The sequence below is a fragment of the Streptomyces sp. NPDC093225 genome, from assembly GCF_044753805.1.
Taxonomy (GTDB): domain Bacteria; phylum Actinomycetota; class Actinomycetes; order Streptomycetales; family Streptomycetaceae; genus Streptomyces.
On sequence record NZ_JBIVNX010000050.1, the window covers coordinates 1 to 21,591 of the forward strand.

Genomic DNA, 21,591 nt, shown 5'->3' on the forward strand with positions numbered 1-21,591 from the left:
GGAGGCAGGCCCGGGCCGAGGGGGGCCGCAGGCCCGGGCGAAGCCCCGAAGCCCTCGGGGTGGGCCTGCCGCAGGGCCTGCAGGCCGCCCCTGTCAAGCGCCGAGGGGACCCACACACCACGGGACGGCCCGTCGTTCCCCGGGACTCCGCCCCGGGCCCCTTCGCCCTCAAACGCCGAACAGGCCGAAGGCAGCCGCACCCGAACCCCAGCCGCCCACAAACGCCGAACAGGCCGAAAGCAGCCCCACCCAACCCCAGCCGCCACAAACACCCGACAACCGAAGGCAGCTCAAGGGGACGGCCCCGCCCCGAACAGAACGCCCCAGCCCGAACGGGACTGCCCCCGTCGCCCAAGGGCCGGGTACGGTCGGGCTGGGGTGCCGACGGGGTGCCCGGACTCGACACGGGAGCAGCATGGCCACGCCGATCCGCCGCAGTGACCGATCCGAGCGACGGGTGAGCCCCGTCTTCCTCGGGATCGTCGCCGTCATGGCCGTCACGGGGTGGGCGGTGTGGACGGAGTTCGCGGCCAGCACTGCTTTCGCCGTGTTCCTCTTCGTCACCTCCGCCTGGGTGGTGTCGCTGTGCCTCCACGAGTACGCGCACGCCCGCACCGCCCTGCACGGCGGCGACATCACCGTCGGCGCCAAGGGCTACCTCACGCTCAACCCGCTCAAGTACACGCACGCCCTGCTCAGCATCGTGCTGCCGGTCATCTTCGTGATCATGGGCGGCATCGGCCTGCCCGGCGGGGCGGTGTTCATCGAGCGCGGCCGGATCCACGGGCGCTGGAAGCACAGCCTGATCTCGGCGGCGGGCCCGCTGGCGAACGTCCTGTTCGCGGTCGCGTGCACGGCGCCGTTCTGGCTGGACGCCCTCGACGGGGTGCCCCGCGCCTTCCGGTACGCGCTCGGCTTCCTGGCGCTGCTCCAGGTCACCGCGGCGATCCTGAACTTCCTGCCGGTCCCGGGCCTGGACGGCTACGGGGTCATCGAGCCCTGGCTCTCGTACGGGGTGCGACGGCAGATCGAGCCGTTCGCGCCGTACGGGCTATTCGCGGTGTTCGTGTTCCTGTGGATCCCCGAAGTGAACGGCGTCTTCTTCGACTTCGTCCACGAGATCCTGCGCACCCTCGGGGTGACCGACGTGGACTCGTACTGCGGCCGGGACCTCTACCGCTTCTGGCAGGAGCGGAACCTGTACTGCGAGCTCGGTCGGTAGCCCGCCCACCCGCGCCGGCGCTCAGACCGTCGACGACGACCCGAGCCCTCGACGACGACCCGAGCCCTCGACGACGGCTCAGCCGCGCGGCGCGCCCGCCGCCTTCGCCAGCTTGGCCTTGCGGATGTAGAACCAGGCGATGTTCGAGGACACGCCCACGAGCAGGACCCAGATGATCCCGAGGAAGCTCCCGTTCACGAAGGCGACGACGGCTGCGGCCACGGACAGGGCGCAGACGATCAGGGCGAACACGGCGAGGCGGGGCATGGGGGTGGCTCCTGGACTGCGACGGCGGGTGGTGCTGGGCGTCCAGTGTCCCCCACGCCCCGCAGTGGTCGCGTAAAGACCGCCGCGGCGCGGCGGCTCAGACGTCCGTGACCCGCAGGCCCGCGTGCGCCTTGTACCGGCGGTTCACCGAGATCAGGTTGGCCACCAGCGACTCGACCTGGTGCGCGTTGCGCAGCCGGCCGGCGAAGACGCCGCGCATGCCGGGGATCCGGGCGGCCAGCGCCTGGACGAGGTCGGTGTCCGCGCGGGACTCGCCGAGCACCATCACGTCGGTGTCGATCTCCTCGATCGACTCGTCCTGGAGCAGGACGGCCGACAGGTGGTGGAACGCGGCGGTGACCCGCGAATCCGGCAGCAGGGCGGCGGCCTGCTGGGCGGCGCTGCCCTCCTCGGGCTTGAGGGCGTACGCGCCCTGCTTGTCGAAGCCGAGGGGGTTGACACAGTCGATCACGAGCTTGCCCGCGAGGTCCTCGCGGAGCGCCTCGAGGGTCTTGGCGTGCCCGTCCCAGGGCACGGCGATGATCACGACGTCGCTGCGCCGGGCGCACTCGGCGTTGTCGGCGCCCTCGATGCCCAGGCCCAGCTCGGCCGCGGCGGCCTCGGCGCGCTCGGCGGCGCGGGAGCCGATGATCACCTTCTGGCCGGCCCGCGCGAGCCGGTAGGCGAGGCCGCGGCCCTGGTCGCCCGTGCCGCCCAGGACGCCGACGACGAGACCCGACACGTCGGGGAGGTCCCAGGGGTCCTTGGCGGGGGCCTTCGCGGGCTTGGCGGACGGCTCCGCGGGCTGAACGCTTTCGGTGGAAGTCATGGCCCCGACACTACCGATGCTGCCGAACGGGTGAGCGCGCGACAACCGCTCCCGTTCACCCGGCCGGTGCGGCAGGATGCCCGTCCATGGACGCCGTACGAGTCGCGCTGCTGCGCGAGGTCCTCGCCGGAACCGAATGGCCGGGGGCCGCACGCCGGTTCGCCGTGGCCCTGCGGACCGCGGTGGTGCCGGCCGGCGGCGGACTGCTCCTGGTGGGCACCGAGCAGTACGAGCCGTGGCACCTGGCCGCGCACCTGGTGGACGAGGCGGCCTGGTCGGGACTGCCGGAGCTGGCGCCGACGCTGGTGCGGCACCACGTGCTGCCGGACGAACCGCCGCACCTGTCGGTGGGCCTGGGCCGGCTGGCGGCGTCCGGACGCGGTGAGACGCTGCTGGTGGTGGCGCCCGAGGAACCGGGGGCCGGGCTGCTGGAGCGGGTGCACGACGCGCGCCGGGCCGGGGCGACCGTGCTGTCCCTGGACGGCGGTGCCCCGGAGCTGGGTGCGCTCGCGCACGACGCGCTGTCCGTGCCGGAGCGGGCGGGACTCGACCTGGACACGGTGCAGCACCTGGTCAGCGCGGCGGCCGGGGAGAACAGCCTGCCGGTGCAGCGCACGCCCCGGCGGTTCCGGGACCGGCTGTCCCGGCTGGCCGACCAGCTGACCGCCCCGCCGCCCAGCCGCTGGTGACCACGGGTCCGCCACCGGTGACGACGGGTCCGGCCTGGTGACCACGGGTCCGCCACCGACCCCCGGGCCTCAGGTGGCCGTGCCCGTCCCCTCGCCCTCCCCCTCGCCCGCCCCGTCCCCCGGGCGGTCGTTCCACTTCGGGTCGGTCTGCCACTCCAGGTTCCGTTCCTGGGCGGTCTCCATGGCGCGGGCGGCCTCCTCGGGCGTGGTGTACGGCCCGAACCGGTCCTTGGCGGGGCAGTCCGGCCCCTCCTCGACCTTCTTGTGGACGAGGCAGTAGTACCACTCGCCCGGCTTGCCCACCTGGCGCTTCTTGAACAGGGCCATCCCCGGCTCCTCTCGCTGCACTGCGGGACCGCCCGCGTCGCGGCTGCCCCCGTCGGCCTCTCTGCCGCCATGCTGCCCGATCCCGGGTCGATACACTCGCTTGCATGTCTGGCCAGTCGCTGCTCGTCCCAGGGGAGATCTCCCCCATCCGTTCCGTTCCCGGCAAGATCAGGCGCCCGGAGTACGTCGGCAAGCCCGCGCCCACCCCGTACAAGGGCCCCGAGGTGCAGTCGGCCGAAACGATCGAGCTGATGCGCACCGCGGGCCGCATCGCGGCCTCGGCCATGGCCGAGGCGGCGAAGCTGATCAAGCCCGGCGTCACCACCGACGAGCTCGACGCGGTGGCGCACGAGTACATGTGCGACCACGGCGCCTACCCCTCCACCCTCGGCTACCGGGGCTTCCCCAAGTCCCTGTGCACGTCCGTCAACGAGGTCATCTGCCACGGCATCCCGGACACCACCGTGCTCCGGGACGGTGACATCGTGAACCTCGACGTGACGGCCTACATCGGCGGCGTGCACGGTGACAACAACGCCACGTACCTGTGCGGCGAGGTGGACGAGGAGTCGCGGCTGCTGGTCGAGCGCACGCAGGAGTCGCTGAACCGGGCCATCAAGGCGGTCCGGCCGGGCCGCCAGATCAACATCATCGGCCGGGTCATCGAGTCCTACGCCAAGCGCTTCGGCTACGGCGTGGTCCGCGACTTCACGGGCCACGGGATCAACTCGTCGTTCCACTCGGGCCTGATCATCCCGCACTACGACAGCCCGCACGCGACCACCGTCATGGAGCCGGGCATGACCTTCACGATCGAGCCGATGCTGACGCTGGGCACCCACGAGTACGACATGTGGGAGGACGGCTGGACCGTGGTCACGAAGGACCGCAAGCGGACGGCCCAGTTCGAGCACACGCTGGTGGTCACCGCCACCGGTGCGGAGATCCTCACCCTGCCGTAGCGTTTTTACCGACAGCATGTCGGGAAAGGTCCGGCTGGGGGCCGCCCGCCCCCGGCCGGCACCCGCCCGGCCGTCGCGCTCGGTATTCCCGGAGGTCCGCCATGGACGCCTTCTCCACCGTCATCCGCGTCGCTTCCCACCAGCAGCACACGGAGGCGGAGACCTCGCCGTTCATGGCGCACCTGCTGGGCGGCCGGCTGGGGGTGGACGCGTACGCGCGCTACACCGAGCAGCTCTGGTTCGTGTACCGGGCGCTGGAGGACGCGGCCGCGGGGCTGCGCGGGGACCCGGTGGCGGGCCCCTTCATACGCCCCGAGCTGATGCGGGTCGCGGAGCTGGAGCGGGACCTGGCCCACCTGCGCGGACCGGGCTGGCGGGAGGGGCTGGAGCCGCTGCCCGCGACCGCCGCGTACGCGGACCGGGTGGCCGAGTGCGGGCGGAGCTGGCCGGGCGGGTACGTCGCGCACCACTACACCCGCTACCTGGGCGACCTCTCCGGCGGCCAGATCATCCGCGACAAGGCGGAGCGCACGTGGGGGTTCGCCCGGAAGGGCGACGGGGTGCGCTTCTACGTGTTCGAGGCGATAGCCAACCCGGCGGCCTTCAAGCGGTCGTACCGCGAACTGCTCGACTCGATCGCGGCGGACGACCTGGAGAAGCAGCGCATCGTCGACGAGTGCCGCCGGGCCTTCGACCACAACGGGGCGGTGTTCCGGGAGCTGGACGGCCAGTTCCCGCTCAGCGCGTAGCCCCGCACGCCGAGCAGGGCGAACCGAACCGGCTGCCAGCCACGTTCCGCCGCGCCCGAAGGACCACCTGCTTCCACGGCTGCTACTCGGTCGTGGGGCTCGGCAGCAGTTGCCCCTCTTCGACCTCGGCGATCCGCCGCCGCACGCGGGGATCCTTCGCCAGGGCCTCGGGAAGGCGGGTCGAGGAATGCGGGAGCGCCGAGATCACCTGGTCGACCGTGACGTCCGAGCCCTGCAGGTTCGTCCCCGGGAGGTTCGCGTCGGTGAGGTCGGCGTCGGAGAGCACGGCGTGGCTGAGGTCTGCATCGTCGAGGTACGCGGCGCCGATGGCGGTCGAGTGCAGGTTGGCGCCTTTGAGGTTCGCCTTCTTCAGGCTCGCGCCGTACAGGCTGGAGCGGGTCAGCACCACGTTCGCAAGATTCGCCCCGTCGAGGACCGCCCCACGCAGTCCGAGAACGTAGAGCCAGGCACCGGAAAGGTTCGCCCGGGTGAGCCACGCCTCCTCCAATTCCACGTACGAGAGCTCCGCCCCGCGGAGGTCCGCGCCGTCGAGATCCGCGTAGGACAGGTTCACTTCGGAGGGACGGTAGGGCTTGCCGCTGAAGCGTTGGGTGTAACTCACGCCCGGGCGCAGCTCCAGGCCGCGCAGGTCCGCGCCCGCGAAGTCCAGCTGCGCCGTGCCGTCCCGGTTGCGGTCGACGGCGCGAGCGGCGAGGACGGTGATCGCGGCGACCACGTCGGCCGGCGGATGCGGGGTGGCGCCGGGCTGCTGGGCCGGCCGGCGAGCCGGGGCCTGCGACCAGGTACGGACGAAGGCCGAGAGCACCGAGATGACCCGGGGCTGGTCGGGGGCCGAGTCATGCATGATGCGTTCCAACGCGTAGATGCCGCCGAACCGCACGTCCGGGGAGCTGGAGCCCAGGTGGGAGACCGCCTCGTTGAACCGCGTGGTGATCTGGCCCTGCTCGGCGATCCGCAACTGCTGGTTGTTCTGCTGCACGGACATCCAGGTGAAGACCAGGGCCGCCAGCGCGGTGAGGCTGGGCAGAGTGGTGGCCACGAGGAGCAACCGCTGCCTGCCGCCGCCATTGCCCCCGCTACCGGACCGTGAGGTGTCGGAGCGCGGTCGGCCGGCGGGCGTCCGCCGCAGCGGCATCCGGCGTCCGCGCCCCGTAGAGCTTCTCTTCACGCTCTTATGGCAGCGCAGGCCCCTCAGGGCCGCACGCCCGGCCCGCCGATCGGCCCATGGGCCGCTCACACCTGGACATGGACAGTCGGGCCCTTCCCAGCTTCATGCTGAAGGCGCGGCCTGACCAACCACCCCGGCAGACGTCCCCGGTCGCAGCACTAGTCGGCGTACGGGTCGCCGTACGGCCGCCACTGCGCGTCCCCGTACGAGCCCGCGGGCGCGAAGCGCACCCGGCCGCCGAGTTCCACGACGCCGCCCGGGCCGGGGGCCGTCAGGATCTGGGAGCCCGCGCCCTGGGTGATGTTCAGCGCGCGCCCGAGCTCCGCGGTCAGGGCGATGGCGGCGGCGCCGGTGGCCTCGTCCTCGTCCAGGCACGGGCGCCGCGGGAAGCCGCGGGCGCGCACGCGCCCGGCGGCCTCGTCCTCCCAGGCCCAGGCGTAGAGCCAGCCCTCGCCGGGCGGCGGGGCGGGCAGCTCGTCGACCTGGGCCGGGTCGGCGTACTGCACCAGGCGGCGGCCGACGGCCCACTCGGCGCGGGCGGTGATCCAGCTGAATTCGCCGTCGTTGCGGGCCCACACCTCCCCGGCCGGGACCACCAGCTCCTCGATGTCGAGCAGCCAGGCGGTGCCGACCAGCGGGTGTCCGGCGAAGGCCATGCGCTGCCCGGGCGGCGTCCAGATGTCGACGACCCCGCGCTCGGGGTCGTCGACGAAGACCGTCTCGCTGAAGCCGAGGCGGGTGGCCAGCTCCGCGCGGGAGGCGTCGTCGGGGCAGGTGCGGCCGTTGCGCACCACACCGAGCGGGTTGCCGTGGCTGCCGTCGGCCGCGCAGAAGACCTTGAGCACGTCGAGATCGTTCACGCGCGCATTGAAGCACGCCCCCCTTACCGCCGGGTCACTTGACCTTCTCTTGACCTTTCCATGGGGAGGCGCTGAAGGTGCCGTGACGGCGCCGTGTCCGAGGCCCCCAGGTGTTAGCTGAATCACTGGACGAGTGGGTATCGGTCAGGTAAGCCTCGGTTAAGTTAGGTCCGCCTCACCGGCCGCCCTCCCCCGGGGCGGTCCTGTATACGCCAGCCCTGGAGCCCGAATGCGATCCGTCCGCTTCTCCGTCGTCACCGCAGCCGCCGCCGCGGCCGCCCTGACCGCCGTCACCGGCTGCGCCGAGAAGAGCGACGCCAAGGGCGGGGACGCCGTCGCGATCAAGGCGACCGACAGCGCCTGCGAGGTCTCCGCGAAGGAGTTCCCGGCCGGCAAGGTCGTCTTCGACGTGGAGAACAAGGGCTCCAAGGTCACCGAGGTCTACGTCCTCTTCCCGGACGACCGCATCGTCACCGAGCGCGAGAACATCGGCCCCGGCACCAAGGCCACCATCACCGCCGAGATCAAGGCCGGCGACTACACGGTCGCCTGCAAGCCCGGCATGAAGGGCGACGGCATCCGCACCGCCGTCAAGGCCACCGGCAAGGGCGCCGCCTCCGCCAAGCGCAGCCCCGAGCTGGACAAGGCCGTGGCCGAGTACCGCAAGTGGGTGCAGGAGCAGGCCGACGAGACGCTGCCGAAGGCCAAGGCCTTCGCCGACGCCGTCAAGGCCGGCGACCTCGAGGGCGCCAAGAAGCTGTACGCCGAGTCCCGCATCGGCTGGGAGCGCACCGAGCCCGTGGCCGAGTCCTTCGGCGACATCGACCCGAAGGTCGACGTCCGCGAGGACGGCCTGGAGGACGGCCAGGACCCGGCCAAGGACTGGACCGGCTGGCACAAGCTGGAGAAGGCCCTGTGGGCCGACAAGAAGATCGGCGACAACGAGAAGAAGCTCGCCGACCAGCTGATGACCGACCTGACCGACTGGCAGAAGCGCGTCGGCAAGGCCGAGATCACCCCGACCTCGATGGCCAACGGCGCCAAGGAGCTCCTCGACGAGGTGGCCTCCGGCAAGGTGACCGGCGAGGAGGAGCGCTACAGCCACACCGACCTGGTCGACTTCAAGGCCAACGTCGAGGGTGCGCAGAAGGCGTACGAGCTGCTCAAGCCCGTCGCGGCGAAGAACGACCCGAAGCTGTCCGCCGAGCTCGACAAGCAGTTCGCCGCGATGGCCACGCTGCTCGACAAGTACCGCGCCGACAAGACCACCTACGTCTTCGAGTCGTACGACAAGGTCGGCAAGGACCAGCGCAAGGAGCTCTCCGACGCGGTGAGCGCCCTCGGTGAGCCGCTGTCCCACCTCGCCGCCGCCGTCGCCAAGTAGTCGAGTCCGCCGCACCACCGCCCTGGGGGGTGCCACCGATGTCCGGGAAGCCTGAGATGCCTGCTGAGAACGCCGCGGCCGACGCCGTCGAGCCCACCGAGTCCGCCGAGTCCGCCGAAGGGACCGTCGCCGAGACCTCGGCCGGCACGCCGTCCCGCCGGTCCGTCCTGGGCTGGGGCGGCGCGGGCCTCGCGCTCGGCGCCGCGGCCGCCGGCGGCGCCGCGGCCGCCCTGAGCGGCTCCGACGACCCGGTCCCGGCCGCGCTCACCGGCGCGGCGGTGCCCTTCCACGGCCCCCACCAGGCCGGCATCGCCTCGGCGGTGCAGGACCGGCTGCACTTCGCCGCGTTCGACGTGAAGACCACCGACCGCGCCGAGCTCGTCGAGATGCTCAAGGAGTGGACGCGGGCCGCGGAGCGCATGACCGCCGGCCTGCCGGTCGGCGAGGGCGCGGTCGGCGGCCTCCCGGAGGCGCCGCCGGACGACACCGGCGAGGCCCTGGGCCTCAAGCCCTCCCGCCTGACGGTGACCATCGGCTTCGGCGCCTCGCTGTTCGCGAAGGGCCGCTTCGGCCTGGAGGGCAAGCGCCCCGAGGCCCTGGTCGACCTGCCGCAGTTCCCCGGCGACAACCTCGACCCGGCCAAGTCCGGCGGCGACATCTGCATCCAGGCCTGCGCCGACGACCCCCAGGTCGCGGTGCACGCCATCCGCCAGTTCGCCCGCATCGGCTTCGGCAAGGTCGCGGTGCGCTGGTCGCAGCTGGGCTTCGGCAAGACCTCCTCGACCACCCCGGACGAGCAGACCCCGCGCAACATGATGGGCTTCAAGGACGGCACCCGGAACATCTCCGGCACCGACGCCGAGGCCCTCGACAAGCACGTGTGGGTCGCCACCAAGGACGCCCGGGGCGCCTCGTCCTGGATGGCCGGCGGCTCGTACCTGGTGGCCCGCCGCATCCGGATGAACATCGAGATCTGGGACCGCACGGGCCTCCAGGAGCAGGAGGACATCTTCGGCCGGGACAAGGCCGAGGGCGCCCCCGTGGGCAAGGCCAAGGAGCGCGACGAGCCGTTCCTGAAGGCGATGAAGCCGGACTCCCACGTCCGCCTCGCCCACCCGGACAGCAACCACGGCGCGCACATCCTGCGCCGCGGCTACTCCTTCACCGACGGCACCGACGGTCTGGGCCGCCTCGACGCGGGCCTGTTCTTCATCGCGTACCAGCGCGACGTCCGCAAGGGCTTCATCCCGGTGCAGCGCAACCTGGCGCGCCACGACGCCCTGAACGAGTACATCCAGCACGTGAGTTCGGCGCTCTTCGCCGTGCCCCCCGGCGTCCGCGGCAAGGACGACTGGTGGGGCCGGGCACTGTTCGCCTGACGGGGAGGAAACCGGCGTGTTCAGCAACTACCTGATCGGCCTGCGTGAGGGGCTGGAGGCCAGCCTGGTCGTCTGCATCCTCATCGCGTACCTGGTCAAGACGGACAACAAGGCGAAGCTCCCGGCCATCTGGAGCGGCGTCGGCATTGCCGTGGCCATCAGCCTCGCGTTCGGCGCGGGCCTGGAGTTCGGCAGCTCCGAGCTCACCTTCAAGGCCCAGGAGGCCCTCGGCGGTTCGCTGTCGATCCTCTCCGTCGGCCTGGTGACCTGGATGGTCTTCTGGATGAAGCGCACCGCGCGGCACCTGAAGGCCGAGCTGCACGGCAAGCTCGACGCCGCGCTCGCCATGGGCACCGGTGCGCTGGTGGGCACCGCCCTGCTGGCCGTGGGCCGCGAGGGCCTGGAGACCTCCCTGTTCGTCTGGGGCTCGGTACGCGCCGCCGGTGACGGCGCGGGCCCGCTGGCGGGCGCCCTGCTGGGCATCGCCACGTCGGTCTTCCTGGGCTGGGCGTTCTACCGCGGCGCGCTGAAGATCAACCTGGCCCGGTTCTTCAAGTGGACCGGCGGCATGCTGGTCGTCGTGGCCGCGGGCGTGCTCGCGTACGGCGTCCACGACCTCCAGGAGGCCGACTTCCTGAGCGGCCTGGGCGACAAGGCCTTCGACATCAGCTCCGCGATCCCGCCGGACAGCTGGTACGGGACGCTGCTGAAGGGCACGTTCAACTTCCAGCCCGACCCGACGGTCCTGCAGGTCACGGTGTGGGCTCTGTACCTGGTCCCCACGCTCGTGCTGTTCTTCGCCCCGGTAGGGTTCGGACGGTCGTCGGGGGCTAAGGAGCAGAAGGTTGGCGATGAGCGGGCTGAGCAGGCTGAGCGGGTTGGCCCGGCCGACCGTACTGACGGCCGTGCTGACCGCGACGGCGCTGACGGCGACCGGGTGCGTGACGGTGCACGGGGAGTCGGCGGTCGTCCCGTCGGCGACCAGGGCTGAGGCCGCGCAGGCGCTCAAGAGCTTCCTGGCGGCCTACAACCGGGCCGAGAAGGCGTACGACGCCCAGGTGCTCGACGCGGTGGTGACGGGCCAGTACGGCGACGGGAAGAAGGCCTCGCTGCGCGCCAACCGGTCGATCAAGCCCGGCGGCAACACGAAGTTCAAGCCGCTGGAGCTCACCGACGCCACCTTCATGATCCCGAAGAGGGCGGGCTGGCCGCGGTTCTTCGTCGCCGACACGGACAGCAACCGCGACGCGGGCACCAGCCGCGCGACCAACCGCGTCGTGCTGCTCTTCACGAAGTTCGGCGCCGCGCTGCCCTGGAAGGTGGCGCACGTGGCGGTGCTGACCCCCGACGAGGTGCCGGTCTTCAAGACGGACAAGGACGGCTGGGCCGAGGCGCTCGACCCGGCCGCCAAGGACCTCGCGATACCCCCGGCCGAGCTGAGCAAGCGGTACGCGGCCTACCTGACGAACGGGCAGCCCAACGGTTTCGCCCCGGGCAGCCAGACCACCGGTCGGCGCGCCGTCCGGGCCCGCTACGCGCAGCGGCCGGGCAAGGCCACGCAGTGGATCGACCAGGCGCTCGACGCGGGCACGTACACCCCGATGGGGCTGCGCACCCAGAACGGCGGGGGCTTCGTGTTCTTCTCCTGCCGGCACTACGAGCAGGTGAAGATCGACAAGTCCGTCAAGGGCGCGAAGCTGCCGCTGAGCGCGTCCGTACGGGCCCTGATGACGGGCACCGCGAACGACACGCTGGTGCGGGAGTTCGAGTCCGCGCAGACCGTGACGGTGCCGCCCGCCAGCGCGGCCAACCCCCGGGCCCTGTTCCTGAGCCGGACGCAGGCGCTGGTCTCGGCGAAGGGGTCGTAGCCCGGCCGCACCAGGGTGGGCCTCACCCGGCCGCACCACGGACGGCCTCACCCGGCCGCACCACGGGCGGCCTCACCACAGGCGGTCGACCGGCCCCGGGTACAGCCCGATGCGCGCGTGCGCGAAGCCCGCCCGGGCGGCCCGGGCCCGCTCCGTGAAGAACCCGCCCATGGTGACCTTGTCGAAGCCCGGTCGATCGCTGGGGAAGGGGTCCGCGGGCGTCCCGCCCACCAGCACGCTGCCGGGCAGCTCGGTCCAGCCGGCGCCCTCGTAGAAGCCGCGCAGCGGCCGGTCGCACGTGAACAGACCGACCTCCGTCTCCCCGTCCGCCGCCAACGCCTCGCGCGCGGCGGCCACCAGCCGCCGGCCGTGCCCCCGCCCACGGGCCGCGGTGCGGGTGACGACGGTGCTCAGCCCGGCGGCCCGCCAGTCCGCGCCCGCGTGCCGGAGCTCCTTGAACAGCAGGTCCAGCGCGGCCAGCACGGTCCCGTCGGCGTCCACCAGGACCATGGCCCGCGGCCGCAGCAGCGGGTCGTGGCCGTACGTGCCCTCGCCCTCCGGGGGCCAGGCCTCGTCCTGGAGCCGGTGGACCTGCGTGCGCAGGTGCCCCGGCAGGCCGTCGCGGTACGTCTCGATGCGCATCGGGCCAGCCTGGCGCGCCGACCGCCGCCCGCCAAGCGGATTTCGCCGGCTACTGCGCGATGCGGGTGCCCGTGCCGGAGACCCGGACCCGCGCGTCCCCTTCCCGGAAGGAGACCGTCAGCACCCCGGGCCGCCCCATGTCGTCGCCCTGGTGCAGGGTGAGCACGGCGTCCTGCGGGACCAGGCCGGCCTCGCGGGCGTACGCGCCGAAGGCGGCCGCCGCGGCCCCCGTCGCGGGGTCCTCGACCACGCCGCCGACCGGGAACGGGTCGCGGACGTGGAACACCGTCTCCGACTCCCGGTGCACGAGCTGGACGGTGGTCAGGTCCAGCCGGCGCATCAGCGCGTCGAGGCGGTCGAAGTCGTACGCCAGGTCGGCGAGCCGCGCGCGGGTGGCCGCGCCGAGCACCAGGTGCCGGGCGCCGGCGTAGGCGATCCGGGGTCCGATCGCCGGGTCGAGGTCCTCGGCGGGCCAGTCCAGCGCGGCCAGCGCCTCGGCCAGGTCGGCCGGGGCCACGTCCTCGGTCTTCGGCTCGACGCTGGTGAGGGTGGCCGTCAGACCGCCGTCCGCGGCGGCCGCGACGGTGACCGGCACGACCCCGGCCCGGGTGTCGAAGAGCAGTTCCCCGGGACCGATCCGCTCGCCCAGGGCGATGGCGGTGGCCACGGTGGCGTGCCCGCAGAAGGGCACCTCCGCCTTGGGGCTGTAGTACCGGATCGTGAAGCCGCGGCCGGGCTCGGCGCCCAGGCCCTCGGGCGGGGCGGTCAGGAAGGCGCTCTCGCTGTACCCCAGCTCGGCGGCGATGCCGAGCATCGCCGCCCCGTCGAGCCCGGAGGCGTCGAGCACCACGCCGGCGGGGTTCCCGCCGGCCGGGTCGGCGGAGAAGGCGGTGTAGCGCAGCACGTCGGTCGCAGGCTCAGTGTGGTCCATGCCCCTCCCAACTCCGGTACGGGCAAGGTCATTCCCGGTCCGGGCAAGATCGTTCCCGGCCGTGGACCCGGCCTGGCCCGGACCGGAACCGGACCCGCCCGGTCAGCCCCGTCCGACGAACGGCATGGTGGTGGCCATGACCGTGGCGAACTGGACGTTCGCCTCCAGCGGCAGCTCCGCCATGTGCACCACGGTCCGGGCGACGTCCGCCGCGTCCATCACGGGCTCCACGGCGAGCTGCCCGTTCGCCTGCAGGATCCCGGTCTGCATCCGCGCGGTCATCTCGGTGGCCGCGTTGCCGATGTCGATCTGTCCGCAGGCGATCCGGTACGGCCGGCCGTCCAGCGACAGCGACTTCGTCAGACCCGTGACCGCGTGCTTGGTGGCGGTGTACGCGATCGAGTTCGGGCGGGGCACCTGGGCCGAGATGGAGCCGTTGTTGATGATCCGCCCGCCCTGCGGCTCCTGCTCCTTCATCTGCCGGAACGCCGCCTGCGCGCACAGGAACGCGCCGGTGAGGTTCACGTCCACGACCGAGCGCCAGTCCTCGTACGCGATGTCCTCCAGGGCGACGCCAGCGGGCCCGAAGGTGCCGGCGTTGTTGAAGAGCAGGTCGAGTCGCCCGTACCGGTCCCGGACCGCGGCGAAGAGGGCCGTCACGTCACCGGGGTCCGTCACGTCGGCCGGTACGCACAGCACGTCGGCCCCGGCCCCGGCCGCCCGCGCCGTCCCCTCCAGCGCCTCGGACCGGCGCCCGGCCAGCGCCACCGACCAGCCGGCCGCCGCGAGGGCGAGCGCCACGGACCGGCCGATGCCCGAACCGGCACCGGTGACGAGGGCGGTCTTCTTCTCAGGTGCGTCCATGACGCCGCAGGGTACGGGACCCCGCCCGGCCGCTCTTGGACGTTCCGCCAAGTGGACCGACACCACCGGCCCACACGACCCACCCGGCACACCAAGGGACCGGCTGCCGGGGGGTCACTCCCTCCCCCACCCGGCATAAAATCGCCCGGTGAACGCCACTGTCCCCACCGCCGACGCGCTGCGCGGCGCGCTCGCCGGTCTGCTCGACGGACTCCCGCCGAAGCAGGCCACCGCCGCCGTCGACCGGCTGATCGCCAACTACCGGGGACGCACCCCGACCGACGCTCCCGTGCTCCGCGACCGCTCCGACGTGGTCGCGTACGCCGCGTACCGGATGCCCGCGACGTTCGAGGCGGTACGGGCGGCCCTCGACGCCCTCGCCGACGCGGCGCCCGACTTCACCCCGGCCTCGCACGTGGACGTCGGCGGCGGCACCGGTGCCGCGACCTGGGCGGTCGACGCCACCTGGGAGGGCCCGCGGGACACCACCGTGCTCGACTGGGCGGACCCGGCCCTCGCACTGGGCCGGGAGCTGGCACAGGCCTCGGGCTCACCGGTGCTGAAGGCGGCCGCGTGGCGCAAGGCGGTGATCGGCAGCGGGCTCGCACTCCCGACGGCCGACCTGGCCACCGTCTCGTACGTGCTGGGCGAGCTGACCGGCGAGGCCCGCCGGGCCGTCGTCGCCGAGGTGGCCCGTGCCGCACAGGCGGTCGTGATCATCGAGCCCGGCACCCCCGAGGGATACCTGCGCATCCGTGAGGCCCGCGACCAGCTGCTCGCGGCGGGCCTGCACGTGGCCGCGCCCTGCCCGCACGACGGCACCTGCCCGATCACGGTCGGCGAGGACTGGTGCCACTTCTCGGCCCGGGTCAGCCGGTCCTCGCTGCACCGCCAGGTCAAGGGCGGCTCGCTGGCGTACGAGGACGAGAAGTTCAGCTACGTGGCGGCCACCCGCTTCGCGCCCGAGCCGGCCGCGAACCGCGTCACCCGCAAGCCGCAGATCCGCAAGGGCCTGGTCCTGCTGGACCTGTGCACCCGCGAGGAGGGCCTGCGCCGGGACACCGTCACCAAGCGCCACGGCCCCCTCTACAAGGCCGCCCGCGACGTCGACTGGGGCGACGCCTGGCCGCCGGCGGACGCCGAGTAGCGGCCCGCGCGAAGAGACGTCGAGCAGCGGCCCGCACGGAGGAACCACGCCCCCCCACGCCCACCCACGAAAGAAGCCCGCGGCCGGAAGCGGGGAAGTGCACCCGGCCGCGGAGCCGTCGGACGGCCGGCCGGGTGCACTTCGCCCCCCGGCCGACCGCCGGCCTTCCGGCCCGCGCTAGGGCCGCAACTCCTGCGTGCAGCACTTCACGCTGCCGCCGCCCTTGAGGAGTTCACCCAGGTCCATCCCGATCGGTTCGAAGCCGCGGTCGCGCAGCGGCTCGAACAGTCCGAGGGCCTCCTGCGGCAGCAGGACGTGCAGGCCGTCCGACACCGCGTTCAGCCCGAGGGCGGCCGCGTCCGCCTCCGTGGCGACGAGCGCGTCCGGGAAGAGCCGGCGCAGTACCGCGCGGCTGCCCGGCGAGAAGGCCTCCGGGAAGTACATGACCTCGTCGCCGTCGAGCACGGACAGCGCCGTGTCGAGGTGGTAGTAGCGCGGGTCGACCAGGTCGAGCCCGATCACCGGGCGGCCGAAGAACTCCTGGGCCTCGTCGTGCGAGAGCGGCGACGAACGGAAGCCCCGGCCGGCCAGGACGTAGGTGGCGGTGACCGCGAAGTCGCCCTCGCCCTCGTTGATGTGCGAGGGCTCGTGGATCTCCGTGTAGCCGTGGGCACGGAACCAGTCCAGGTGCTCCTGCGCCTCGGCCGACCGCTCCGGGTAGGCGAAGCGGGCACCCAGCACACGACCGTCGATCACGGTGGCGCCGTTGGCGGCGAAGACCATGTCGGGCAGCTCGGGGCGCGGTTCCAGGAGCTCGACGGTGTGGCCGAGGGACCGGTAGCGGTCGCGCAGGTCCTCCCACTGGGCCAGGCAGAGGGGCAGGTCCACCGGCTTGCCGGGGTCCATCCACGGGTTGATGGAGTAGGTGACCTTGAAGTGCGCGGGTGGGCACATCAGGTACCGGCGGGGTGTGGCGTCTCGGCGCAAAGAGGGCTCCTCACGGGACACGACGTCCGGGCGGTGTCCGCGCCGTGGGTGGGCGCGGGAAGAGAATCGTCTCTCCTCCGTGGACACCGCGCATTGAACTGATCGGGTGGTTTGGGTGGGACACGCGGTGAATTCCCCGTCGTTCGATATCCGATGCCACCTGTTCGACGGCGCTCGAGAGCGTGGCGAAAGTCACCGGAGTGGCCACTCGGGTGGGTATGGCCCCTTTTGGCCATGACTGGGACCCGTCGTACGCCCGTGCGGACCGCCCCCCGGTGGGGAAGAGCGGTCACCGGGGGCGCAGGATGGTGGGAGCATGGAATGGTCTGCCGGGGCAACGACGAGGTGAGGGGATACATGGGGCCCGAGTCCGGCCGCGTCAAACGCGGTGTGCAGCACAGGATTTCCCAGTGGCTGGGCCGACTGCGCACGACCGAAGCCCCGGAGGACCCCGGCCGCGCCCGCGAGACCGTGCTGCTGGCCACCGCCGCGGCGGGCCTGCCCCTGTCGCCCGCGGCCCATCCCGCCGGCTACCGGTGTTCGTGCGAGCGCATCGGCTGTCCCACTCCGGCCCGGCACCCGCTGTCCTTCGCGTGGCAGACCCAGGCCACCACCGACCGCGCCCAGGTCGAGCGCTGGGCCCGCAACCAGCCGCAGGCCAACTTCATCACCGCGACCGGCATGGTCCACGACGTCCTCGACGTACCGCTGGCGGCCGGCCGCGAGGCCCTGCGCCGGCTGCAGGCCGCCGGGGTCGCCCTCGGCCCGATCGCCGTGAGCGAGGCCGGCACCGCGGAGGAGCCCAACCCGCACGGCCGCATGCTGTTCTTCACCGCCACCCGCGGCACCCCCGAGGACGAGGACGAGTGGTGGCCCTGCGAGCTGGACTGCCACCCCGAGACCATGGACGAGCACCCCGGCCTGCGTTGGCACTGCCGCGGCAGCTACGTGCTCGTACCCCCCGCCCGACTGCCCGGTGACCAGGCCGTCGCGTGGCTGCGCGGACCGGAGCACCCGCTGCCGGACCCGCTGAGCCTGCTGGAGACCCTGACCGACGCCTGCGCGCAGCACGCGGCCGAGGCCGACCACGACCCGCACGCGGCGGTGGCGTGGCCGCTGAGCCGCTGACCGCCGGCGCCTCCCCGGCGCGCCCCACCTCGTTCCGATGACGTGACGCCGAGGGGGCTCCGCCCCGGGCGACGCGAACGTCGCCGTGGTCGGAGCCCCCTCGGCGTACGCCGGGCCGACGACCCGTCACGCGCCACCCGACAGCCGACACCCGGCAGCCGGATCCCGGCGCCCGGCACGCGTCACCGGCAGCCGGCAGCCGGCACCCGTCAGTGGATCTCGGTCACCACCACGTCCAGCGCCCACGCCTTGCCGGCCTTCGCCGGCTCCGCCGCCTCGACCGCGTACCCCAGGTCCCGCAGGACGCCGACCAGCTCGGCCGGGGTGGCCGGCTCGGCGCCGGCCCGCAGCAGGTCGCGCACCAGGCGCCCCTTGGTGGCCTTGTTGAAGTGGCTCACCACGGACCGCTTCTCGACCCCGTCCACCACCTGCACGTGCAGCACCCGCACGGTCGCGGTGCGCCCGGCGACCTCGCCCTTCGGCTTCCAGGCCGACGCGTACGCCGACGAGCGCAGGTCCAGGACCAGCCCCTCCCCCGCGGCGGCGGGCATCACCTCGGCCATCGGCCCGCGCCAGTAGGCGCCCAGGGCGCCCAGGCCCGGCAGCTTCACGCCCATCGAGCAGCGGTACGAGGGGATCGCGTCGTCCACGCCGACCGCGCCCCACAGGCCGGAGAACACCAGCAGCGACCGCGAGGCCAGCGCCCGGGCCGCCGGCTCCAGCTCGGCCAGGGCCAGGGCGTCGTACAGCACACCGGTGTAGATCTCCCCGGCGGGCCGCGCGGGGGCGGACCGCAGCTGCGCGTTCTTGCCCACCTCGCCGCGCAGGCCCTCGCTCAGGCCGAGCACCTCGCGGGCCTTCTCCTCGTCGGCGGCGCACAGCTCGACCAGCTCGTCGAGGACCGCGGCGCGCGCCCCGGCCAGCCCCGGCAGGGACAGCCCCTCGGCGTCGAGGGGTGCGCCGGAGCCGCCGGCGGCCTTTCCTTCGGACGGCGGCAGCAGCACGAGCACGTCGGTTTCTCCTTCATCACGTACGGGGAGGGGTGCGGCCCCGGCCTGCCAGCCTAGTACGCTCCGCGCGGCGGCTTGAGGCTGCTGAACGCCGCCCCGGCAGTCAGGACCGCGACGCCTGCCTGGAGGGCGGGCAGGCTGGTTGCGGGGTTCAGGGCGACGGCCCACGGCTGCGCTGCGCCGCCCCTCTTCCGACGCGGCCCACCCGTGGGTGGGCACCGGCACGGCTGCCGCGGCGCGCAGGGTGGAGTGCGGGGAGGCAGTCGAACCTGCACGGAACATCGAGCAACCGTGCGCTGACCGCACGGGGCCCGCCACGAAAGCGGGTACCTCATCCACCACCGGAACAGTGGCGAGTGTCTGGAGGTCCGCGACACGCCTCCGGCCACCCCGTCCGTACGCCCCTCCCCCGGCCGGACCCGCTCACCGCGCCGGCTCGTGGCCGCCGCCCTACGCTCGGGGCATGCGACGCCGCCCGATGCACCTGTCCGCCGAGGCCCAGGACGCCCTGAGCACCGCTCTCGAGGATCTCCGCACGGAGCTGAAGGTCCCCGCGGGCTTCCCCAAGCGCGTGCTCAAGGCAGCCAAGGATGCCGCGGAGAACCCGCGCCTGCCCGACAACGACAAGACCAACCTGCCCTTCTTCACGATCGACCCGCCGACCTCGAAGGACCTCGACCAGGCCATGCACCTGGAGCGGCGGCCCGGCGGCGGCTACCGCGTGTACTACGCCATCGCGGACGTGGCGGCCTTCGTCAAGCCCGGCAGCCCGCTGGACGCCGAGGCGCACGACCGGGTCGAGACGCTGTACTTCCCCGACCTCAAGGTGCCGCTGCACCCGCCCGTCCTCTCCGAGGACAAGGCCAGCCTGCTGCCGAACACGAAGCGTCCCGCCCTGCTGTGGCAGCACGACCTCGACGCGCACGGCAACCTGACCGACTCGTCCGTGAGCCGGGCCATGATCACCAGTCGGGACCGGTTCGACTACGCGGGCGCCCAGCAGGCCATCGACAACGGCACGGCCTCGGATTCCCTCGCCCTGCTGCGGGAGATCGGCGAGCTGCGCGAAGCCGTCGAGGTCGCGCGCGGCGGCATCTCGGTGAACCTGCCGGACCAGGAGGTCGGCCTCCAGGACGGATCGTTCCGGCTGCACTACGTGGCGACGCTGCCGGTCGAGGGCTGGAACGAGCAGATCTCCCTCATGACCGGGATGTCCGCGGCCGCGATCATGCTCGACACCGGTACGGGGATCCTGCGGACCCAGAAGGAGCAGGCCGATCAGAACACGGTCAAGCGCCTGCACGACATCGCGAAGGCCCTGGGCATCGTCTGGCGGCCCGGCATCTCGTACGCCACGCTGGTCCGCAAGCTCGATCCCCGGAACCAGCAGCACATGGCCTTCCTCAGCGAGGCCACCGGCATGATGCTCAAGGCGGAGTACACCGTGTTCCGGGACAACCAGCTGCCGGCGTACACGATGCACGCGGCGATCGCGGCCCCGTACACCCACTGCACGGCTCCGCTGCGGCGACTGGTCGACCGGTACACCGGGGAGCTGTGCGTGGCCGCGTGCGCGGACAAGCCCCCGCCGAACTGGGTGCTCGACGCCCTGGCCTGCATCCCGTGCGACATGGCACGCGGGAAGAGCAGCCAGGCGGACCGGCAGACCGTGGACCTGGCCGAGGCCGCGGTGCTCAAGGACCGCGTGGGCCAGGTGTTCGACGCCGCGGTCATCGACACCGACGCGGAGCGCGGCAAGCCGCGCGAGGGCAAGGTGTTCCTGGCCGACCCCGCCGTACTGGCCAAGGTCGAGTCGACCAACGGCCTGGAGCTCCAACTCGGATCGAGCGTCAGGGCCACGCTCAAGAAGGCGGACCCCTTCGCGTCCGACGACAAGGTCCTCTTCACCGTGCCCTAAGCCGCTTCCTTCGGATCACCTTGCTGACCAGATGAAGGAGGCAGCGAGGGCGAGACCGACGAGGTGGAGGGTGGCGGTCTTTCGGCGGACTTCCCCGCAGGGTCGGGCTGGTAGGGGGCGTCGAGCAGGTCGAGGAGCCGTGGGTGGACCAGTGCCCCGGGGAGGCGGGGGTGGTCGGTGAGGACGCCTGCTGCGCGCAGGCGGTCCAGGGCCGGCTGCGGGTCGTGCGCGATGCGGTCGCGCAGCCAGGCGGCCGAGAGCGCCGGCGCGCCGCGGAGCTGGGTGAGGACGGCCACGGCGGCGGCGTCGTCGGCGACCTGGGCGACGGCGGCGTCGAGCAGGCGGCCGTGGGCCGTGAGGGTGCCGGTCCGGTGGCGGGCGGTGTCGGTCACCGCGCGGGCGAACAGCGCTCCCCACCGCATGAGGTCGCCGTCGGCCGCGGCCACCAGGGCGGTGTCGTGCTCGGTGCGGTGCTGTTCGACCCAGGCGTCCAGGTCGAGCAGCAGGCCGGGCAGCAGGCCCGCTGCCACCAGGTCGCACTGGCCGAGCAGGCGGGCGATGCGGCCGTTGGCGTCCGGGAACGGATGGATCGTCACCAGTGCCACCATGGCCAGCGCTGCGGCGTCCAGCGGGTGCGCGGTGGTGCGGGCACCCCAGCGGTGCCAGTACCCGATCCGCTCCCGCAGCTGCGCACCCGCCGCGGTCGCGATCGAGAAGGTCTGCCCGTCGGGCCAGGTGACGGTGGCGGCCGAGCGGCGGAACCCACCCGGGGCGGTGATGTTGGGGTCCCCCGCGATCAGCATGCGGTGCAGCTCGGCGAGCGCCTCCGGAGTGAAGCAGGGGCGCCGGCCGGGGTGTTCGAGCAGCTCGGCGCGGACCGAGTGGACGGCGAGCAGACCGGCCGCGGTGCGGTTCTCGGCAGCGGTGGCGAGCTGCTCGGCCAGCTGCGCCGGGGCGATCCCGGCGGTGCGGTGGCGGTGGAGCTTGGGCCGCCACCGGGGGCGGTGGAAGAGGTCGGGGTCGTCCAGGTGCGTGGCGGCCGCGGTCGTCAGCTCGGCCAGCGCGTCGAGTGCCCGGCGGCGGGCGGCGGGCGGGACGGCTGCGGCGTCCAGCGGCGGGGGGGGGGGGGGGGGGGCCCGCCCCCCCCCCCCCCCCGGGGACGGCCCCCCCCCCCCCCCCCGCCCCCGCGGCCGGGGCCCGCGGCGCGGGGGGGGGGGAGTAAAAAAAGGTTTTGGGATT

Annotated in this window: 22 protein-coding genes; 11 read left to right on the forward strand and 11 right to left on the reverse strand. The window is 73.1% G+C overall.

Translation table 11 applies throughout. From position 1 onward, the window contains the following. Nucleotides 1-415: 415 nt before the first annotated feature. Complete coding sequence (locus tag ACIQCH_RS31555; protein ID WP_402586546.1) at nucleotides 416-1,222, forward strand: site-2 protease family protein; 807 nt, start codon at nucleotides 416-418, stop codon at nucleotides 1,220-1,222. Nucleotides 1,223-1,300: 78 nt separating this feature from the next. On the opposite strand, the gene ACIQCH_RS31560 is transcribed toward ACIQCH_RS31555, so the two are convergent. Then, nucleotides 1,301-1,489, reverse strand: a complete 189-nt coding sequence (locus ACIQCH_RS31560; RefSeq protein ID WP_030196735.1) for a hypothetical protein — start codon at nucleotides 1,487-1,489, stop codon at nucleotides 1,301-1,303. A 97-nt stretch (nucleotides 1,490-1,586) separates the two neighbouring features. Beyond that, nucleotides 1,587-2,318 carry an NADPH-dependent F420 reductase gene (npdG, locus tag ACIQCH_RS31565; RefSeq protein WP_402586548.1) on the reverse strand — a complete coding sequence of 244 codons (732 nt, stop codon included), beginning with the start codon at nucleotides 2,316-2,318 and terminating at the stop codon, nucleotides 1,587-1,589. An 86-nt stretch (nucleotides 2,319-2,404) separates the two neighbouring features. Here npdG and ACIQCH_RS31570 point away from each other — a divergent pair, with 86 nt between their 5' ends. Next, nucleotides 2,405-3,007 (forward strand): hypothetical protein, encoded by a 603-nt coding sequence (locus tag ACIQCH_RS31570; protein WP_402586550.1) that lies wholly within the window; start codon nucleotides 2,405-2,407, stop codon nucleotides 3,005-3,007. A gap of 69 nt (nucleotides 3,008-3,076) precedes the next feature. Here ACIQCH_RS31570 and ACIQCH_RS31575 read toward each other — a convergent pair whose 3' ends face one another. Next, on the reverse strand, nucleotides 3,077-3,334 hold the full coding sequence (locus tag ACIQCH_RS31575) for a hypothetical protein (RefSeq protein ID WP_402586552.1): 258 nt from the start codon (nucleotides 3,332-3,334) through the stop codon (nucleotides 3,077-3,079). A 104-nt stretch (nucleotides 3,335-3,438) separates the two neighbouring features. Between ACIQCH_RS31575 and map the strand changes: the two genes are divergently transcribed. Together map and ACIQCH_RS31585 are read left to right on the forward strand one after the other, a co-directional pair. Beyond that, entirely contained in the window at nucleotides 3,439-4,296 is an 858-nt protein-coding gene (map, locus tag ACIQCH_RS31580; protein ID WP_402586554.1) for a type I methionyl aminopeptidase, read from the forward strand. A gap of 101 nt (nucleotides 4,297-4,397) precedes the next feature. Then, the gene (locus tag ACIQCH_RS31585) at nucleotides 4,398-5,045 is read left to right on the forward strand and encodes a heme oxygenase (biliverdin-producing) (RefSeq protein ID WP_402586556.1); all 648 of its coding nucleotides are present in this window, start codon (nucleotides 4,398-4,400) and stop codon (nucleotides 5,043-5,045) included. A gap of 82 nt (nucleotides 5,046-5,127) precedes the next feature. Here the strand turns inward: ACIQCH_RS31585 and ACIQCH_RS31590 are convergent, their stop codons facing one another. Together ACIQCH_RS31590 and ACIQCH_RS31595 are read right to left on the reverse strand one after the other, a co-directional pair. After that, nucleotides 5,128-6,105: a pentapeptide repeat-containing protein gene (locus tag ACIQCH_RS31590; RefSeq protein WP_402586558.1), complete on the reverse strand. Its 978-nt coding sequence runs from the start codon at nucleotides 6,103-6,105 to the stop codon at nucleotides 5,128-5,130. Between the two features lie 287 nt (nucleotides 6,106-6,392). Then, complete coding sequence (locus ACIQCH_RS31595; RefSeq protein WP_402586560.1) at nucleotides 6,393-7,094, reverse strand: PhzF family phenazine biosynthesis protein; 702 nt, start codon at nucleotides 7,092-7,094, stop codon at nucleotides 6,393-6,395. Nucleotides 7,095-7,323: 229 nt separating this feature from the next. Here ACIQCH_RS31595 and efeO point away from each other — a divergent pair, with 229 nt between their 5' ends. Genes efeO through ACIQCH_RS31615 form a run of 4 tightly spaced genes read left to right on the forward strand, consistent with a single transcriptional unit; the run spans nucleotide 7,324 to nucleotide 11,725 of the window. Then, on the forward strand, nucleotides 7,324-8,478 hold the full coding sequence (efeO, locus tag ACIQCH_RS31600) for an iron uptake system protein EfeO (protein ID WP_402586562.1): 1,155 nt from the start codon (nucleotides 7,324-7,326) through the stop codon (nucleotides 8,476-8,478). A 56-nt stretch (nucleotides 8,479-8,534) separates the two neighbouring features. Further along, complete coding sequence (gene efeB / locus ACIQCH_RS31605) at nucleotides 8,535-9,857, forward strand: iron uptake transporter deferrochelatase/peroxidase subunit (protein ID WP_402586564.1); 1,323 nt, start codon at nucleotides 8,535-8,537, stop codon at nucleotides 9,855-9,857. A 16-nt stretch (nucleotides 9,858-9,873) separates the two neighbouring features. After that, complete coding sequence (gene efeU, locus ACIQCH_RS31610) at nucleotides 9,874-10,848, forward strand: iron uptake transporter permease EfeU (RefSeq protein WP_402586566.1); 975 nt, start codon at nucleotides 9,874-9,876, stop codon at nucleotides 10,846-10,848. Continuing rightward, nucleotides 10,805-11,725, forward strand: a complete 921-nt coding sequence (locus tag ACIQCH_RS31615) for a hypothetical protein (RefSeq protein WP_402586640.1) — start codon at nucleotides 10,805-10,807, stop codon at nucleotides 11,723-11,725. The genes efeU and ACIQCH_RS31615 overlap by 44 nt, the downstream gene beginning before the upstream one ends. A gap of 72 nt (nucleotides 11,726-11,797) precedes the next feature. On the opposite strand, the gene ACIQCH_RS31620 is transcribed toward ACIQCH_RS31615, so the two are convergent. The 3 genes from ACIQCH_RS31620 to ACIQCH_RS31630 form a co-directional block, all read right to left on the reverse strand. Further along, a complete protein-coding gene (locus ACIQCH_RS31620; RefSeq protein ID WP_402586568.1) occupies nucleotides 11,798-12,367 on the reverse strand; it encodes a GNAT family N-acetyltransferase in 570 nt (189 codons plus the stop codon). A 49-nt stretch (nucleotides 12,368-12,416) separates the two neighbouring features. Continuing rightward, nucleotides 12,417-13,298, reverse strand: a complete 882-nt coding sequence (locus ACIQCH_RS31625; RefSeq protein ID WP_402586570.1) for a PhzF family phenazine biosynthesis isomerase — start codon at nucleotides 13,296-13,298, stop codon at nucleotides 12,417-12,419. A gap of 102 nt (nucleotides 13,299-13,400) precedes the next feature. Further along, nucleotides 13,401-14,162 (reverse strand): SDR family oxidoreductase, encoded by a 762-nt coding sequence (locus ACIQCH_RS31630; RefSeq protein WP_402586572.1) that lies wholly within the window; start codon nucleotides 14,160-14,162, stop codon nucleotides 13,401-13,403. A 148-nt stretch (nucleotides 14,163-14,310) separates the two neighbouring features. Here ACIQCH_RS31630 and ACIQCH_RS31635 point away from each other — a divergent pair, with 148 nt between their 5' ends. Continuing rightward, nucleotides 14,311-15,309: a small ribosomal subunit Rsm22 family protein gene (locus ACIQCH_RS31635; protein ID WP_402586574.1), complete on the forward strand. Its 999-nt coding sequence runs from the start codon at nucleotides 14,311-14,313 to the stop codon at nucleotides 15,307-15,309. A gap of 177 nt (nucleotides 15,310-15,486) precedes the next feature. On the opposite strand, the gene ddaH is transcribed toward ACIQCH_RS31635, so the two are convergent. Continuing rightward, nucleotides 15,487-16,296 (reverse strand): dimethylargininase, encoded by an 810-nt coding sequence (gene ddaH, locus ACIQCH_RS31640; protein ID WP_402586576.1) that lies wholly within the window; start codon nucleotides 16,294-16,296, stop codon nucleotides 15,487-15,489. A 357-nt stretch (nucleotides 16,297-16,653) separates the two neighbouring features. Here ddaH and ACIQCH_RS31645 point away from each other — a divergent pair, with 357 nt between their 5' ends. Next, the gene (locus ACIQCH_RS31645; RefSeq protein ID WP_402586578.1) at nucleotides 16,654-17,424 is read left to right on the forward strand and encodes a bifunctional DNA primase/polymerase; all 771 of its coding nucleotides are present in this window, start codon (nucleotides 16,654-16,656) and stop codon (nucleotides 17,422-17,424) included. Nucleotides 17,425-17,633: 209 nt separating this feature from the next. On the opposite strand, the gene yaaA is transcribed toward ACIQCH_RS31645, so the two are convergent. Beyond that, complete coding sequence (yaaA, locus tag ACIQCH_RS31650; RefSeq protein ID WP_402586579.1) at nucleotides 17,634-18,434, reverse strand: peroxide stress protein YaaA; 801 nt, start codon at nucleotides 18,432-18,434, stop codon at nucleotides 17,634-17,636. A gap of 463 nt (nucleotides 18,435-18,897) precedes the next feature. On the opposite strand from yaaA, the gene ACIQCH_RS31655 reads away from it, so the two are divergent. Next, nucleotides 18,898-20,352 (forward strand): RNB domain-containing ribonuclease, encoded by a 1,455-nt coding sequence (locus ACIQCH_RS31655; protein ID WP_402586580.1) that lies wholly within the window; start codon nucleotides 18,898-18,900, stop codon nucleotides 20,350-20,352. Here the strand turns inward: ACIQCH_RS31655 and ACIQCH_RS31660 are convergent. After that, nucleotides 20,349-21,590 carry a Fic family protein gene (locus ACIQCH_RS31660; protein WP_402586582.1) on the reverse strand — a complete coding sequence of 414 codons (1,242 nt, stop codon included), beginning with the start codon at nucleotides 21,588-21,590 and terminating at the stop codon, nucleotides 20,349-20,351. The genes ACIQCH_RS31655 and ACIQCH_RS31660 overlap by 4 nt on opposite strands. Between the last annotated feature and the right edge of the window lies 1 nt (nucleotide 21,591).

Excerpts from the sequence above, each read along its gene's own strand:
- ACIQCH_RS31555 (WP_402586546.1), top strand. The coding sequence starts at position 416 with ATGGCCACGCCGATCCGCCGCAGTGACCGATCCGAGCGACGGGTGAGC.
- ACIQCH_RS31560 (WP_030196735.1), bottom strand. The coding sequence starts at position 1,489 with ATGCCCCGCCTCGCCGTGTTCGCCCTGATCGTCTGCGCCCTGTCCGTG.
- npdG (WP_402586548.1), bottom strand. The coding sequence starts at position 2,318 with ATGACTTCCACCGAAAGCGTTCAGCCCGCGGAGCCGTCCGCCAAGCCC.
- ACIQCH_RS31570 (WP_402586550.1), top strand. The coding sequence starts at position 2,405 with ATGGACGCCGTACGAGTCGCGCTGCTGCGCGAGGTCCTCGCCGGAACC.
- ACIQCH_RS31575 (WP_402586552.1), bottom strand. The coding sequence starts at position 3,334 with ATGGCCCTGTTCAAGAAGCGCCAGGTGGGCAAGCCGGGCGAGTGGTAC.
- map (WP_402586554.1), top strand. The coding sequence starts at position 3,439 with ATGTCTGGCCAGTCGCTGCTCGTCCCAGGGGAGATCTCCCCCATCCGT.
- ACIQCH_RS31585 (WP_402586556.1), top strand. The coding sequence starts at position 4,398 with ATGGACGCCTTCTCCACCGTCATCCGCGTCGCTTCCCACCAGCAGCAC.
- efeO (WP_402586562.1), top strand. The coding sequence starts at position 7,324 with ATGCGATCCGTCCGCTTCTCCGTCGTCACCGCAGCCGCCGCCGCGGCC.
- efeB (WP_402586564.1), top strand. The coding sequence starts at position 8,535 with ATGCCTGCTGAGAACGCCGCGGCCGACGCCGTCGAGCCCACCGAGTCC.
- ACIQCH_RS31620 (WP_402586568.1), bottom strand. The coding sequence starts at position 12,367 with ATGCGCATCGAGACGTACCGCGACGGCCTGCCGGGGCACCTGCGCACG.
- ACIQCH_RS31625 (WP_402586570.1), bottom strand. The coding sequence starts at position 13,298 with ATGGACCACACTGAGCCTGCGACCGACGTGCTGCGCTACACCGCCTTC.
- ACIQCH_RS31630 (WP_402586572.1), bottom strand. The coding sequence starts at position 14,162 with ATGGACGCACCTGAGAAGAAGACCGCCCTCGTCACCGGTGCCGGTTCG.
- ACIQCH_RS31645 (WP_402586578.1), top strand. The coding sequence starts at position 16,654 with ATGGGGCCCGAGTCCGGCCGCGTCAAACGCGGTGTGCAGCACAGGATT.
- ACIQCH_RS31655 (WP_402586580.1), top strand. The coding sequence starts at position 18,898 with ATGCGACGCCGCCCGATGCACCTGTCCGCCGAGGCCCAGGACGCCCTG.